This window comes from Pseudomonas sp. HR1 (genome assembly GCF_030175875.1).
Classification (GTDB): domain Bacteria; phylum Pseudomonadota; class Gammaproteobacteria; order Pseudomonadales; family Pseudomonadaceae; genus Chryseomonas; species Chryseomonas oryzihabitans.
The window spans coordinates 1,510,148-1,524,625 of the sequence record NZ_JASNRF010000001.1 but is presented as its reverse complement, the minus strand read 5'-3'; the positions used below and the strand labels follow the sequence as shown (position 1 = coordinate 1,524,625).

The 14,478-nt window shown below is 67.6% G+C and carries 12 protein-coding genes and 1 pseudogene; 4 read left to right on the top strand and 9 right to left on the bottom strand.

The genetic code is table 11. The annotated features are described in order from the left end of the window. Positions 1-34: 34 nt before the first annotated feature. The 6 genes and pseudogenes from trpC to rpe all read right to left on the bottom strand — a co-directional run bounded on the left by trpC (position 35) and on the right by rpe (position 5,588). Positions 35-862 carry an indole-3-glycerol phosphate synthase TrpC gene (gene trpC, locus QKY98_RS07110; protein ID WP_007159725.1) on the bottom strand — a complete coding sequence of 276 codons (828 nt, stop codon included), beginning with the start codon at positions 860-862 and terminating at the stop codon, positions 35-37. Then, positions 859-1,908 (bottom strand): anthranilate phosphoribosyltransferase, encoded by a 1,050-nt coding sequence (gene trpD, locus QKY98_RS07105; RefSeq protein WP_027600737.1) that lies wholly within the window; start codon positions 1,906-1,908, stop codon positions 859-861. Before trpD ends, trpC begins: the two co-directional genes overlap by 4 nt. Continuing rightward, on the bottom strand, positions 1,909-2,502 hold the full coding sequence (locus tag QKY98_RS07100) for an anthranilate synthase component II (RefSeq protein ID WP_074584140.1): 594 nt from the start codon (positions 2,500-2,502) through the stop codon (positions 1,909-1,911). Positions 2,503-2,512: 10 nt separating this feature from the next. Continuing rightward, entirely contained in the window at positions 2,513-3,991 is a 1,479-nt protein-coding gene (gene trpE / locus QKY98_RS07095; RefSeq protein ID WP_284670572.1) for an anthranilate synthase component I, read from the bottom strand. A gap of 72 nt (positions 3,992-4,063) precedes the next feature. Then, positions 4,064-4,914 (bottom strand): annotated as a pseudogene (locus QKY98_RS07090) (phosphoglycolate phosphatase). Beyond that, positions 4,911-5,588: a ribulose-phosphate 3-epimerase gene (rpe, locus tag QKY98_RS07085; protein ID WP_027600735.1), complete on the bottom strand. Its 678-nt coding sequence runs from the start codon at positions 5,586-5,588 to the stop codon at positions 4,911-4,913. The pseudogene QKY98_RS07090 and the gene rpe overlap by 4 nt, the downstream one beginning before the upstream one ends. Before the next feature lie 138 nt (positions 5,589-5,726). On the opposite strand from rpe, the gene QKY98_RS07080 reads away from it, so the two are divergent. Further along, entirely contained in the window at positions 5,727-6,737 is a 1,011-nt protein-coding gene (locus QKY98_RS07080; RefSeq protein ID WP_027600734.1) for a DUF3530 family protein, read from the top strand. Here the strand turns inward: QKY98_RS07080 and QKY98_RS07075 are convergent. Genes QKY98_RS07075 through QKY98_RS07065 form a run of 3 tightly spaced genes read right to left on the bottom strand, consistent with a single transcriptional unit; the run spans position 6,712 to position 9,157 of the window. Beyond that, on the bottom strand, positions 6,712-7,476 hold the full coding sequence (locus tag QKY98_RS07075) for a DnaJ domain-containing protein (protein WP_027600733.1): 765 nt from the start codon (positions 7,474-7,476) through the stop codon (positions 6,712-6,714). The two genes, QKY98_RS07080 and QKY98_RS07075, sit on opposite strands and share 26 nt — an antisense overlap. Next, positions 7,473-8,138: an N-acetylmuramate alpha-1-phosphate uridylyltransferase MurU gene (gene murU / locus QKY98_RS07070; RefSeq protein WP_108581588.1), complete on the bottom strand. Its 666-nt coding sequence runs from the start codon at positions 8,136-8,138 to the stop codon at positions 7,473-7,475. Before murU ends, QKY98_RS07075 begins: the two co-directional genes overlap by 4 nt. Then, entirely contained in the window at positions 8,135-9,157 is a 1,023-nt protein-coding gene (locus tag QKY98_RS07065; RefSeq protein WP_115946388.1) for an aminoglycoside phosphotransferase family protein, read from the bottom strand. Before QKY98_RS07065 ends, murU begins: the two co-directional genes overlap by 4 nt. Before the next feature lie 119 nt (positions 9,158-9,276). Between QKY98_RS07065 and QKY98_RS07060 the strand changes: the two genes are divergently transcribed. Genes QKY98_RS07060 through pdxA form a run of 3 tightly spaced genes read left to right on the top strand, consistent with a single transcriptional unit; the run spans position 9,277 to position 14,403 of the window. Next, positions 9,277-12,081: an LPS-assembly protein LptD gene (locus tag QKY98_RS07060; RefSeq protein WP_077171033.1), complete on the top strand. Its 2,805-nt coding sequence runs from the start codon at positions 9,277-9,279 to the stop codon at positions 12,079-12,081. Continuing rightward, a complete protein-coding gene (locus QKY98_RS07055; RefSeq protein ID WP_027597518.1) occupies positions 12,062-13,357 on the top strand; it encodes a peptidylprolyl isomerase in 1,296 nt (431 codons plus the stop codon). The genes QKY98_RS07060 and QKY98_RS07055 overlap by 20 nt, the downstream gene beginning before the upstream one ends. 50 nt (positions 13,358-13,407) lie before the next feature. Next, positions 13,408-14,403, top strand: coding sequence for a 4-hydroxythreonine-4-phosphate dehydrogenase PdxA (pdxA, locus tag QKY98_RS07050; protein ID WP_284670570.1), 996 nt, complete (start codon positions 13,408-13,410; stop codon positions 14,401-14,403). Positions 14,404-14,478 lie beyond the last annotated feature (75 nt).

Here is a 14,478-nt window from a genome sequence, read left to right as displayed (position 1 = left end):
TGGTCCCCGGGGCCTCGTGCGGACGACCTTGGTCTCAGGCGTCTCTGAGCGGGAAGCGGCGATCCGGGAAGAACAGACGCTGCAGCTCCTGGCCCGGTTCGTCGGCGCGCATGAAGGCTTCGCCGACCAGGAAGGCGCGCACCTCGTTGGTTTCCATCAGCTCCACGTCGGCGCGATTGAGAATGCCGCTCTCGGTGATCACCAGGCGATCCTGGGGGATGCGCGGCAAGAGATCGAGGGTGGCTTCCAGGCTGACCTCGAAGGTGTGCAGGTTGCGGTTGTTGACCCCCACCAGCGGGGTATCCAGCACCGTCAGGGCGCGTTCCAGCTCGGCGCCGTCATGCACCTCGACCAGCACGTCCAGACCGACGTCCTTGGCCGTAGCGGCCAGTTCGCCCATCAGGCCGTCGTCCAGCGCCGCGACGATCAGCAGGATGCAATCGGCGCCAATGGCCCGGGCTTCCACCACCTGGATGGGATCGACGAGGAAGTCCTTGCGGATCACCGGCAGCTGGCAGGCGGCGCGCGCCTGCTGCAGATAGGCGTTGCCACCCTGGAAGAAGTCCACGTCGGTGAGCACGCTCAGGCAGGTGGCCCCGCCCAGGGCATAGCTGTGGGCGATCTCGGCCGGCACGAAGTGTTCACGGATCACGCCCTTGCTCGGCGAGGCCTTCTTCACCTCGGCGATGATCGCCGCCTCCTTGCGCGCCACCTGGGCCTGCAGGGCGCGGGCGAAGCCGCGCGGGGCGTCGGCGGCACGGGCCTGGGCCTCGAGTTCGGCCAGGCTGGTCCGGGCCTTGAGCTGGGCGATTTCCTCGGCCTTGCGGGCCAGGATCTTCTGCAACACGGTTGGCACACTCACGGGCGACCCTCCTCGCGATAGACGGATGTGAAATGGGCGAGCTCGTCCAGCTTTTCCCGGGCCAGGCCGCTGTAGAGCGCGTCGTGGGCCAAGAGTACCCCTTCATGCAGGCTATGGGCGAGATCCGCGGCGTAGAGCGCCGCGCCGGCGTTGAGCACGATCATGTCGGCGGCCTTTTGCCCGGCTTCGGTCTTGCGTCGGCCGAGGGCGTCGCGGATCAGCGCCAGGGAGGCCTCGGGGCCGTCCACCGTCAGGCCGACCAGGGTCTGGCTCTTGATGCCCAGATCCTCCGGCAGCACCTGGTATTCGCTGATGCTGCCGTCCTTGAGTTCGGCCACCTGGGTCGCCGCGGCCAGGCTGAATTCGTCCAGGCCGTCGCGGGAGTGCACCACCAGCACGTGGTGGCTGCCCAGGCGCTGCAGCACCTCGGCCAGCGGCCGGCACAGCGCGGCGCTGAACACCCCGACCACCTGGTGGCGCACGCCGGCCGGGTTGGTCAGAGGGCCGAGCATGTTGAACAGGGTGCGCAGCCCCAGGGAGCGACGCGGCCCGGCGGCATGGCGCATGGCGCTGTGGTGTGACTGGGCGAACATGAAGCCGACGCCCACCTGCTCGACGCAGCGAGCGATCTGCTCGGGCGTCAGCTCCAGGTAGATGCCCGCGGCCTCCAGCAGATCGGCGCTGCCGCTCTTGCCGGACACCGCGCGATTGCCGTGCTTGGCCACCTTGCCGCCGGCCGCCGCGACCACGAACACCGAGGCCGAGGAGACGTTGAAGATGTTGGCGCCATCGCCACCGGTGCCCACCACGTCGACCACGTGATCGAGGCTCGGCAGCACCACAGGGGTGGCCAGTTCGCGCATCACGCTGACCGCGCCACAGATCTCGTCGATGGTCTCGCTCTTGATGCGCATGCCCATGAGGAAGGCACCGATCTGCGCCTCGTCGGCGCCACCGGTCATGATCTGGCGCATCACCGCCTGCATTTCCGCCACATTGAGGTCGAGTTGTCCGCTGATGCGGTTCAGGGCCTGCTTGATGTCCATCTAGCGCCGTCCTCCCTGCTGCTGGAGAAAGTTGGCCAGCAGGTCGTGCCCATGCTCGGTGAGGATGGACTCGGGGTGGAACTGCACCCCCTCGATCATGAACTCGCGGTGCCGCAGGCCCATGATCTCGTCCATGCTGCCGTCCGGATGCTGGGTCCAGGCGGTGATCTCCAGGCACTCGGGCAGGGTCTCGCGCTTGACCACCAGCGAGTGGTAGCGGGTCACGGTGAAGGGATTGGGCAGGCCGGCGAAGACGCCTTCGCCGTTGTGGTAGACCGGGCTGGTCTTGCCGTGCATCGGCTCGCGCGCCCGCACCACCTCGCCGCCAAAGGCCTGGCCCAGGCTCTGATGGCCCAGGCAGACGCCCAGCACCGGCAGCTTGCCGGCGAAGCGCTCCAGGGTGGCCAGGGAGATGCCCGCCTCGTTGGGCGTGCAGGGACCGGGGGAGACGACGATGCGCTCCGGCGCCAGGTCTTCGAGCGCCTCGACCGGCACCTCGTCGTTGCGCACCACCTTGACCTCGGCGCCCAGCTCGCCCAGGTACTGCACCAGGTTGTAGGTAAAGGAATCGTAGTTATCGAGCATCAGCAGCATGGTGGATTCCTCAGACGGACTGTTCGGCAAGGGTGACGGCGCGGAACATGGCGCGACGCTTGTTGAGGGTCTCTTCCCACTCCAGCGCCGGCACCGAGTCGGCAACGATGCCTGCCCCGGCCTGCACGTGCAGTTCGCCGTCCTTGATCACCGCGGTGCGGATGGCGATGGCGGTGTCCATGTTGCCGTTCCAGGCCAGGTAGCCCACGGCGCCGCCGTAGATGCCGCGCTTGACCGGTTCCAGTTCGTCGATGATCTCCATGGCGCGGATCTTCGGCGCCCCGGACAGGGTGCCGGCCGGCAGGATGGCGCGCAGGGCGTCCATGGCGGAGAGCTCGGGCTTGAGCCGGCCGGTGACATTGCTGACGATGTGCATGACATTGGAATAACGCTCGATGACCATCTTCTCGGTCAGGGTCACGCTGCCGGTGCTGGAAACCCGGCCCACGTCGTTGCGCCCCAGGTCGATCAGCATCAGGTGCTCGGCCAGTTCCTTGGCATCGGCCAGCAGATCACGCTCCAGCGCCAGATCGGCTTCTTCGGTGGCGCCGCGCGGACGGGTCCCGGCGATGGGGCGCACGGTGATCTCGCCGTCCTCCACCCGCACCAGCACCTCGGGCGAACTGCCCACCACATGGAAGTCGCCGAAGTTGAAGAAGTACATGTAGGGCGTGGGGTTGAAGCAGCGCAGCGCCCGATAGAGGTCGATGGGCGCCGCCTGGAAGGCGATGGACATGCGCTGGGAAGGCACCACCTGCATGCAGTCGCCGGCCAGGATGTAGTCCTTGATCCGCTCCACGGCGTTTTCATAGTCGGCACGGCTGTAGCTGGAGCGGAAGGCCGGTTCGCTGCCGCTGCCTACCGCGGCGAAGTCCAGGCCCAGGCGCGGGGCGATGGGCTGGCGAATGCGCTCGCGCAGCGCCGCGAGTCGGGCCTGGCCCTGCTCATAGGCGTTCGGCTGGCTCGGATCGACGAGCACGATGCAGTGCAGCTTGCCGGCCAGGTTGTCGAAGACCACAACTTCGTCCGAGACCATCAGCAGGATGTCCGGGGTGCCCAGCGGATCGGGATTGGGACTGGCGCCCAGGCGCTTCTCGACATAGCGCACGCAGTCATAGCCGAAGTAGCCCACCAGGCCGCCATCGAACTTGGGCAGATTGGGCACCACCGGCACGCGATAGCGGGCCTTGAAGGCCTCGACGAAGGCCAGCGGATCCTCGACGGTGGCCGCCTCGAGCTCTCGCTCGCCCTCGTGCACCGTGACCTCGTACCCGCGGGCACGCAGCAGGGTCCGGCAGGGCAAGCCGATGATCGAATAGCGGCCCCATTTCTCACCGCCCTGCACCGACTCCAGCAGATAGGAGTTGGGCGCATCGGCCAGCTTGAGATAGAGGGACAGCGGGGTGTCGAAGTCGGCCAGGGTTTCGAAGGCCAGGGGAATGCGGTTATAGCCTTGAGCGGCCAGGCGCAGGAAGTCGTCGCGGGTCATGATCAGCCTCGTGGCGAGGAAAACGAAAGGTCGGGTGCACAGCGTGCCGGTCTGATACCGGCAGGGACGAAATCAGGCGCGCCAGCGCCAACGGGCCAGGGCCTTGATGACTTTCATCCATGCTCGCGAGGAGCCTGTGCGGGTGACCACCACGATGCGATCTCTTGCTCTTGGGGCGGGGGTTGAAGGGCCACGTTAGCCTAGCCGGCGCGGCATGGCAACCGGCCGGCCACCTCGGCGTGCTAGATAAACAGTTCGCGCAGATCGTCGACGACCAGATCCGGCTGCTCGCTGGCGATGGGCTCGCCATGGTTGTAGCCGTAGCTCAGGGCCACGCAGCGCACCCCGGCGGCGCGGGCGGCGCGGATGTCGTTGCGCGAATCGCCGATGAACAGGGCCTGGCCGGCCGCTACCCCCGCCTGCTGCATGACCCACAGCAAGCCCGCCGGATCGGGCTTCTGCTGCGGCAGGGTATCGCCGCCGACGATCCAGTCGAAGTCGCCCAGCCCCATGTCGGCCAAGAGCGGCGCGACGAAGCGTTCCGGCTTGTTGGTGATCACCGCCAGGCGCACGCCCAGGGTGCGCAGCAGCGCCAGGCTGTCCAGCACGCCGGGATAGACGCGGGTCAGGGCGTGACTGCCGCCATAGAGCGCCATGAACAGCGCCAGGGCCTCGTCGGCGGCGGCATCGTCCACCGCGTCATGCCGCATGTCATCCGCCAGTGCCCGGCGTACCAGTACCCGGGCGCCATTGCCGATCCACAGCCGCACCTTGTCCAGTCCCGCCGGCGCGCGGCCCAGGCGTTCAAGCATGGCATCCACCGCGGCGGCCAGGTCCGGCGCCGAATCCAGCAGGGTGCCGTCGAGGTCGAACATCACCAGGGCGGGCGGATGCACGCCACCGAGGCGTACCAGGGCGCTCATACCGAGCGGGCCTTGGCCAGTTCGGCGCGCATCGCCTGGATCACCGCGGCATAGTCGGGCTGGCCGAAGATGGCCGAGCCGGCGACGAAGGTATCGGCCCCGGCACGGGCGATCTCGCCGATGTTCTTGACGTTGACCCCGCCATCGATCTCCAGGCGGATCGGCCGGCCCGAGGCGTCGATCAGGGCGCGTGCCTCGCGCAGCTTGTCGAGGGTGCCGGGAATGAATTTCTGGCCGCCGAAGCCGGGGTTGACGCTCATCAGCAGCACCATGTCGATCTTGTCCATGACGTACTTCAGGGCATCCAGCGAGGTGGCCGGATTGAACACCAGGCCGGCCCGGCAACCGCCGTCCTTGATCAGCTGCAGCGAGCGATCGATGTGCTCGGAGGCCTCGGGGTGGAAGGTGATGTCGGTGGCGCCGGCCTCGATGAAATCGCCGATGATGCGATCCACCGGCTTGACCATCAGGTGCACGTCGATGGGCGCGGTCACCCCGTAGTTGCGCAGCGCCTTGCAGACCATGGGGCCGATGGTGAGATTGGGCACATAGTGGTTGTCCATCACGTCGAAATGGACCATGTCGGCACCGGCGGCGAGGACCTTGTCGACCTCCTCGCCCAGGCGGGCGAAATCGGCGGACAGGATCGAGGGGGCGATGGCGAAGGGTTGCATGGGATAGCCTCGGCGAAGGTTAAGTGGCGGCATTGTAACGGAGATCCGTCTGCGGCTCGGGCGTTCCCGCTGCCCCGACGGGGCGAACGGCGGTAGGCTCGCCAGGGTCAACCGTCCCCCTGTTGAGGATTCCCGTCGATGTCGTCGCCCGCCCTGCTGCCGCTCTGCCTCCTCCTGCTCGGCCTTGCCGCCCCGGTGCTTGCCGAAGAGGCGCCCACCCCGGCACCGGAAACGCCGGCGGCGCCGGCCGCCGTGGCCCCGGCGTTGGAGCGCAGCCAGGAGCAGCAGCAGGCGCTGATGCGGCAACTGCCCGCCGAGCAGCAGAAGACCCTGCAGGCTGGCGACGAATCCTTTCTCGCCCTGCTAGTGCCCGCCGCCCGGGCCAAGGCCGCCGGAACGGTGGTGCTGGTGCCGGGCGATGGCGAATCGGCCGACTGGCCCAATGTGGTGGCGCCCGTGCGCCAGCAGTTGCCCACCTTCGGCTGGCAGACCATCAGCCTGAGCCTGCCCGATCCCTATGACCCCGTGGTGGCGATCGAGCGGGACACCGCGCCGGCGGACACCGACGCCCAGGCCAACAGCGAGCAGGCGGCACCGCCGGTGACCGGCGGCAGCGGTACGGCGCCCGCCGCCCCGACCCAGGCCGAAGCCGGCAGCGGCGAACCGGCCCAGGCGGCGGTCGCACCGGTGGATCCCGAAGCCGCGGCCAATGCCCAGGCCACCCGGGTACTGGCGCGCATCGCCGCCGGCATCGACCTGGCGCTGCAACAGGGCGCCAGCCCCATCGTGCTGGTCGGTCACGGCACCGGCGCCTACTGGGCGGCGCGCTATCTGGCGGAAAAGGAACCGGCCGAGGTCAAGCAACTGGTGCTCATCGACGCCCGCGAACCCCAGGGCATGCCGCCGCGGCTGGACGCCACCATGGGCAAGACCGACCTGCAGATCGCCGACCTAGTGCACGCCCCCGGAGCGGCCGCCCAGCGGCGCAAGGAACGCGCGGCGCAAAAGGCCAACAAGGGCTATCGGCAGATCGATCTGCCGGTGATTCCCGGCGACCGGGCCGCCGAGCAGGAACAGACCGTCCGTCGCCTGCGCGCCTGGCTGGATCGGCTGCCACCGGCCGCTAGCGGAAGCCCCGCCGCGTCTTGATCACCTGGTAGGCGGCATGCAGCTCGGCGGTGCGCTGGGCAGCGGCATAGACCGCCGACTGGCCGGCCCCGGCGCCGGCTTTCTTGTCGGGGTGATGGCGCGAGAGCAGCCGCCGATAGGCCTGCTTGACCGTGGCGGCGTCGGCGTCATCGGTGACGCCGAGCAACTGCAGCGCCTTGCGATACTTTTCTTCGTTGCTGGGCTGGCGTGGCGCCGTCTGTACCGGCGGCTGCAAGGCAAGCACCTGGGCTTCGGCCAGGCCCATCGCCTGGCCCCAGCCGAGGATCTCGTCGCGATCGCCGGGGCGCACGCTGCCGCTGATCCAGACCATGCGCCAGCAGGCGCGCAGGATGCCTTCGCTGCGCTCGCTGAGGCGCTGCAGATCGGCCGTCGACGGCAGGGTGCCACCCTTGCCCTGCTCGAAGGCGGCGATGGCCTTCTTGCGGTCGTCGGCGCCCAGCCCCAGACGTTCGATCTCGCCTTCGGCCTGGCGGATGTGGGCGGTCAGCACCCGCCCGCCGCGCTTGGCCAGCCGGCCGAGCATCTGGAATTGCGCCTGGTGCTCGAAGCGCCCGGGGCGCCCCTGCCAGCGCGCCTTCCAGCCCGCCAGGGAGGTCAGCCCCAGTTGCCGCTCGCCGGCATGAGCGAGCAGCGCCACCAGCAGCGCACCGGGAATGCTGGCCACCGCCCAGCCGGCCAGGAAACCCAGCAGCGTCAGCGGCCAGAACCAGATCTTCAAGAAGCCGCCTCGAACAGCCGCTCCGCTTCCGCCAGCCGCTCCAGGGTACCGACGTCCACCCAGCGACCGTCCAGTCGCTGGCCCGAGACCTGCCCGGCGGCAATGGCCGGCCGCAGCACGTCCACCAGCTTGAAGGCTCCGGCCGTGCAACTGGCGAACAGGTGCGGATGAAGCACGGCGATGCCGCTGTAGGTGAGCTTCTCCGGGGCGTCCAGGGTGATCCGCCCGTCCACCAGGCCGAAGTCGCCGCTCGGGTGATGCAGCGGATTGTCGACCAGCACCAGGTGCGCCAGGCAACCGGCCGGCAGGGCCAGGCTGCCAAAGGCGAAGTCGGTACGGATGTCGCCGTTGACCAGCACGAAAGGCGCGCTGCCCAGCAGCGGCAGCGCGCGAAAGATGCCGCCCCCGGTTTCCAGCGGCTCACCCTCGGGGGAGAAGCGGATGGCGACCCCCAGCGGACTGCCATCGCCCAGGGCGGCTTCCAGCTGGGCGCCCAGCCAGGCGTGATTGATCACCAGCTCGGTGATGCCCGCCGCCGCCAGGGCCCGGATGTGGTGCTCGATCAGCGGCCGGCCGTTCACCTCGATCAGCGGCTTGGGCAGGCTCAGCGTCAGGGGTCGCATCCGCTCGCCCTTGCCCGCCGCCAGGATCATGGCCTTCATGCCTCGGCCCGCTCGGCATGCAGCTCGTCGAGCAAGGCGCCGAGGCCGGCCAGCTCGGGGCGGCGCGCCACCACGGTACGGATATAGGCGAGAAAGCGCGGGGTGTCGGCGACATAGCGCGGCTTGCCGTCGCGGTGCCAGATGCGGGCGAAGATGCCCATCACCTTGAGATGGCGCTGCACGCCCATCAGGTCCGAGGCCCGCTGGAAATCGGCGAACTCGGCCTGCACCGGAATGCCGGCGGCGCGGGCCTGCTCCCAGTAGCCCAGCAGCCAGCGCTGCACCAGCGGCTCCGGCCAGCTGAGGAAGGCGTCCTTGAACAGGCTGGTGATGTCATAGGTCACCGGGCCGATGACCGCATCCTGGAAGTCCAGTACCCCCGGATTGGGCGTGCTGAGCATCAGGTTGCGCGGCATGAAGTCCCGATGGACCAGCACCTGGGGTTGCGCCAGGGCGCTGTCGATCAGCACCTCGCAGATGGCCTGCCAGCGCTCGAGCTGGCTGGCGCTCAAGGTCGTGTCCAGCTCGCGGCCCACGTACCACTCCGGAAACAGACTCAACTCGCGGGCGAGCAGAGCCCTGTCGTAGAGCGGCAGGCTGCCGTTCGTCGGCTGCTTGCCCTGAAAAGCCAGCAAGGCGTCGATGGCCGCCTGGAAATAATCGTCGGCATTGGCCGCATTGATCACCTCCAGGTAGGTCAGGGTGCCGAGGTCGCTCAGCAGCAGGAATCCCCGCTCCAGATCCTGGGCTAGGATGCGCGGCACATGGACCCCGGCGGCGGCCAGCAGCGCGGCCACCTGGACGAACGGACGGCAGTCCTCCTGCGGTGGCGGCGCATCCATCACGATCAGGCTGCGGCCCTCGCCCGCCCAGCGGAAATAACGGCGAAAGCTGGCATCGCTGCTGGCCGCGGTCAGGCTGCCCACGGGCACCTCACCCCAGGCCTGCTCCCGGAAAATTTCCGGTAGAACGGTGGTCAGCCAGTCTTCTATCTGGTTTAAGCGAACATCTTCAGTCATTTACAGCGGATCCCCCGGCCCTAGCCGATGCGCAGGTCATGTTTTATTATCCGCTATCTTTTTGAGCCCATCGAGAGGCCGCGGCCCCTTAATGGCCGGCGTGCAGGACGACTTTAAGGATGGCCGTGAAAACCCCCGCGTTTCGCAGAAAATTCCCCCTCTTGGTAACCGGCAGCCTGCTCGCCATGCAGCCCGTCACCGCCCTTATCGCCGCACCCGCCGAGCAGTTCAGCTGCAGTGCCGGCGCCGGTGGTGGCTGGTCGTGCAACACCCAGGCACCGACCGCGGCCATCCCGCCCCGTCCCAGCAAGGGCGAGACCCAGGGCGTCGCCGCCGAGCCGGCCGCCCGCAAGGGCGACGATGCCGTGCTGGTGACCGAGAGCAAGGGTCGTGCCCTCAAGTCCCGCAGCGCCGACTACAGTCACCTGGACTGGGTCCCGCGCGATCAGCTGACCCCGGCCCAGCTGGCCGAGACCGGCCCCTACTGCAGTGGCGCCTATGTCGAGCCGCAGCGCCCGGGCATGTACGACGACACCCCGACGTCCAAGGCCCCGACCTACGTCTCGGCCAAGGCCTCGCGCTACGAGCAGGAGCAGCAGGTCGCCACCCTGGCCGGCGACGTGGTACTGCGGCAGGGCGGCATGCAGGTGGAATCCCAGGAAGCCAACCTGCACCAGCTGGAGAATCGCGGCGAGCTCAAGGGCAACGTCAAATTCCGCGACAACGGCCTGCTGATGGTCGGCGACAAGGCCGATCTGCAGCTGGACAACGGCCAGGTCCAGGTCGACAACGCCGAATTCGTCATGCACCAGAGCCGCGCCCGCGGCAGCGCGCTCTATGCCAAGCGTGGCGACGACGCCATCATCCGCCTCAAGGATGGCACCTACACCACCTGCGAACCGGGCAGCAACGCCTGGCAGGTCAAGGGCAACACCGTGACCCTGAACCCGGCCACCGGCCTGGGTTATGCGACCAACGCGACGCTACGGGTCAAGGACATTCCGGTCCTCTATACGCCCTTCATCTACTTCCCGATCGACGACCGTCGGCAGTCCGGCTTCCTGGCGCCCTCGATCAGCACCTCCAGCGACACCGGCTTCGCGATCACCACGCCCTACTACTTCAACCTAGCGCCCAACTATGACGCCACCCTCTATCCGCGCTACATGGCCAAGCATGGCCTGCAGACCGAGGGTGACTTCCGCTACCTGACCCGCAGCAGCGAAGGCGAGGTCTACGGTTCCTATCTCAAGGACACCGATCCGGAGCACGAGGGCGAACCGGAAGCCACCGACAACCGCTGGCTGTACGGCTGGAAGAACCGCAGCGGCCTGGATTCGCGCCTGATGGCCGAGGTCGACTACACCCGCATCAGCGATCCCTACTACTTCCAGGACCTGGACACCGACCTCGGCATCAACAAGCCGACCTACGTCAACCAGCAGGGCCGCCTGACCTACCGTGGCGACACCTTTGTCGCCGGCCTCAACGCCCAGGCCTACCAGCTGGCCACGGTCTCCGACGTGACGCCCTACAACCGCCTGCCACAGCTGACCCTGACCGGCGCCCTGCCCTACAACCCGGGCGGCCTGGACTTCACCTACGACACCGAGGCGGTGCGCTTCACCCGCAGCTTCGACGACAACACCTACTTCGACCTGGACGACAACGGCAATCGCACCAACGTGCGCAACCGCCCGGACGTCAATCTCTTCGGCCTGACCCGCGCCGAAGGCAATCGCTACCACGTTGAGCCGGGCATCGCCCGCCCGATGACCGCGTCCTGGGGCTTCCTGACGCCGTCGGTGCGCTATGCCTACACGCGCTACGATCTGGATCTGGACAGCACCGGTCAGAACGACCTGAATTCGCCGCTGGTCGGCGGTGGTCGTCGCGCCTCGGCCGGTTCCAGCGTGACCAGCTTCAACGACAGCCCGACCCGTTCGGTGCCGATCTTCAGTCTCGACAGCGGCCTCTACTTCGACCGCACCTCGAATCTGTTCGGCGAAGGCGGCAAGCAGACCCTGGAACCCCGCGCCAAGTACCTCTATGTACCCTATCGCGACCAGGACGATCTGCCGGTGTTCGATACCGGCGAATACACCTTCAGCTACAGCTCGCTGTGGCGTGACAACCGTTTCACCGGTCGCGACCGCATCGGCGACGCCAACCAGTTGGCCCTGGGTGCCACCAGCCGCTTCATCGAGCCCAACGGCTTCGAGCGCGCCAACGTCAGCTTCGGCCAGCTGTTTTACTTCCGCGACCGCGATGTCCAGCTGCCTGGCCTGACCAAGGACGACTTGGCATACGCACGTAGCGTAGGTCAGGACATCGACAATCCCCAGGCCACCACCTCGCGCTCGCCCTATGCCCTGGCCGGCATGTATCGCTTCAACCGCGACTGGCGCGTGAACGGCGAATTCAACTGGGATCCGACCCTGCACCAGACCGACTCCGGCAGCGTCATGTTCCACTACCAGCCGGAAGCCGAACCGGGCAAGATCCTCAACGTCGGCTATCGCTATCGTGACAACGTCCGGGTGTTCGATCCGAACCTTGGCCGCTTCACCTACAACAGCAACGACTACAAGGTCGACCAGCACGACATCTCCTTCATCTGGCCGATCGTGCCCCAGTGGTCCGCCATCGCCCGCTGGCAGTTCGACTACAACAAGAGCCGTACCCTGGAAGCCTTCGGTGGCTTCGAGTACGACAACTGCTGCTGGAAGCTGCGCCTGATCAGCCGCTACTGGCTCAAGAGCGAAGACGACGTCTTCTACACCGCCCAGAGCTCCGAAGCCGATCGCGGGATCTTCCTGCAGATCGTGCTCAAGGGACTCGGCAACGTCTTCGGCGGCAAGACCGAAGGCTTCCTGGACAGAGGCATTCAAGGCTATCGTGAACGTGAAGACCAAGCTATGTAACGCCCTGCGCCCGCTCGCCCTGGGCGCGGCGCTCGCCCTCACCCCCCTGGCTCAGGCTGCCGTGGTACCGCTGGACAAGGTCGTGGCCATCGTCGACAACGACGTGGTCATGCAGAGCCAGCTCGATCAGCGACTCAACGAGGTCAAGCAGAACATCACCCGCCGCGGCGCCGCGGCGCCGCCGGAAAGCGAATTGCGACAGCAGGTGCTCGAGCGGCTGATCCTGGAAGACATCCAGATGCAGCTGGCCGGCCGCATGGGCGTGAAGATCTCCGACGAGGAACTCAATCAGGCCGTCGCCACCATCGCCCAGCGCAATGGCCTGAGCGTGGCCGAATTCCGCCAGGCCCTGGCCCGCGACGGTCTTTCCTACGATGCCGCGCGCGAGCAGGTCCGTCGCGAGATGATGATCAGCCGGGTGCGCCAGCGTCAGGTCGGTCAGCGCGTGCAGGTCACCCAGCAGGAGGTGCAGAACTTCCTCGCCTCGGACCTGGGCAAGCTGCAGCTGTCCGAAGAATACCGGCTGGCCAACATCCTGATCCCGGTGGCCGACAACGCCGGCAATGCCGGTCTCGACGCCGCCGCACGCCAGGCCCAGGACACCTACAATCAGCTGCGTCAGGGCGCCGACTTCAACCAGCTGGCCATCGCCCGCTCAGCCGGGGACAACGCTCTCGACGGTGGCGAGATCGGCTGGCGCAAGGCTGCCCAGCTGCCCCCGCCCTTCGACCGCCTGATCGGCAGTGTCGGCGTCGGCGGCATCACCCAGCCCGTGCGCGTACCCGGCGGCTTCGTGATCCTCAAGGTGGAGGAGAAGCGTGGAGGCGAGGCGAGCATCGTCGACGAGGTGCACGTCCGGCACATCCTGCTCAAGCCCAATGCCGTGCGCAGCGACGCCGAGACCCAGCGCCTGGCCGCGCGCCTGCGTGAGCGCATCCAGAACGGCGAGAGCTTCGCCACCCTGGCCAAGAGCTTCTCGGAAGATCCGGGCTCGGCGCTCAATGGCGGCGACCTGGGCTGGATCAATCCGGAATCCCTGGTGCCGGAATTCCGCGAGGTCATGAACAACTCGCCGGTCAACCAGCTGTCGCAGCCGTTCCGCACCGCCTTCGGCTGGCACATCCTGGAAGTCCTGGGTCGTCGGGCCACCGACAACACCCAGCAGGCGCGCGAGCAGCAGGCGTTGAATCTCCTGCGTAGCCGCAAGTACGACCAGGAGCTGCAGACCTGGTTGCGGCAGATCCGCGACGAAGCCTACGTCGAGATCAAGCAGTAACCCCGAGGCCGCAGGCACCCCCTGCGGCCTTCTTGTTTCCGGAGCCCGCCATGGCCCTGCGCTTCGCCCTGACCCCCGGTGAGCCCGCCGGTATCGGTCCCGACCTTTGTCTGCTGCTGGCCCGCGTGGCTCAGCCCCACGCCCTGATCGCTATCGCCAGCCGCGACCTCCTGGCTGCCCGCGCGCTCGAACTGGGACTCGCCATCGAGCTCATCACGGTCGCCCCCGCGGCCTGGCCCGACCGCCCGGCACCCGCCGGTGCCCTCTATGTCTGGGACACCCCACTGGGTGCGCCGGTGGTGACCGGCCAGCTCGACACCGCCAACGCCGCCTATGTCCTGGACACCCTGACGCGCGCCGGCCAGGGCTGCCTCGACGGCACCTTCGCCGGCATGATCACCGCGCCGGTGCACAAGGGCGTGATCAACGACGGGGGCGTGGCCTTTTCCGGCCATACCGAATTCCTCGCCGAACTGACCCGCACCCCGCAGGTGGTGATGCTGCTGGCGACCGCCGGTCTGAGAGTGGCCCTGGTCACCACCCACCTGCCGCTGCGCGAAGTGGCCGATGCCATCGACCACCAGACGCTGCTGGACGTGACCCGCATCCTGCATGGCGATCTGCAGCGCTATTTCGGCGTGGCCCGGCCGCGCATCCTAGTCTGCGGTCTCAATCCCCATGCCGGCGAGGGCGGTCATCTGGGCCGGGAAGAGATCGAGATCATCGAGCCGGCGCTGGACAGCCTGCGCGCCGAAGGCCTTGATCTCGTCGGACCGCTGCCCGCCGACACCCTCTTCACCCCCAAGCACCTCGAGCACTGCGATGCCGTCCTGGCCATGTACCACGACCAGGGCCTGCCGGTGCTCAAGCACAAGGGTTTCGGCGCGGCGGTCAACGTAACCCTGGGCCTGCCGATCATCCGCACCTCGGTCGACCATGGCACCGCCCTCGATCTGGCCGGCAGCGGACGCATCGACACCGGCAGTCTGAAGGTGGCCCTGGAGACCGCCTACAGCATGGCGGCCCATCGCCGCTCGGTGACCTAAGAGGCTATTCATAACCTCGCGAGCTAGAGCCAAACAAGGCGAAAAGCCCTGAGGAAGCGGAGTTTACGAATGGTA

Coding starts and splice junctions, on each gene's coding strand:
- trpE (WP_284670572.1), bottom strand. CDS start 3,991: ATGACCCGCGACGACTTCCTGCGCCTGGCCGCTCAAGGCTATAACCGC.
- QKY98_RS07060 (WP_077171033.1), top strand. CDS start 9,277: ATGGCCGTGAAAACCCCCGCGTTTCGCAGAAAATTCCCCCTCTTGGTA.
- QKY98_RS07065 (WP_115946388.1), bottom strand. CDS start 9,157: ATGACTGAAGATGTTCGCTTAAACCAGATAGAAGACTGGCTGACCACC.
- murU (WP_108581588.1), bottom strand. CDS start 8,138: ATGAAGGCCATGATCCTGGCGGCGGGCAAGGGCGAGCGGATGCGACCC.
- QKY98_RS07080 (WP_027600734.1), top strand. CDS start 5,727: ATGTCGTCGCCCGCCCTGCTGCCGCTCTGCCTCCTCCTGCTCGGCCTT.
- trpD (WP_027600737.1), bottom strand. CDS start 1,908: ATGGACATCAAGCAGGCCCTGAACCGCATCAGCGGACAACTCGACCTC.
- pdxA (WP_284670570.1), top strand. CDS start 13,408: ATGGCCCTGCGCTTCGCCCTGACCCCCGGTGAGCCCGCCGGTATCGGT.
- rpe (WP_027600735.1), bottom strand. CDS start 5,588: ATGCAACCCTTCGCCATCGCCCCCTCGATCCTGTCCGCCGATTTCGCC.
- QKY98_RS07100 (WP_074584140.1), bottom strand. CDS start 2,502: ATGCTGCTGATGCTCGATAACTACGATTCCTTTACCTACAACCTGGTG.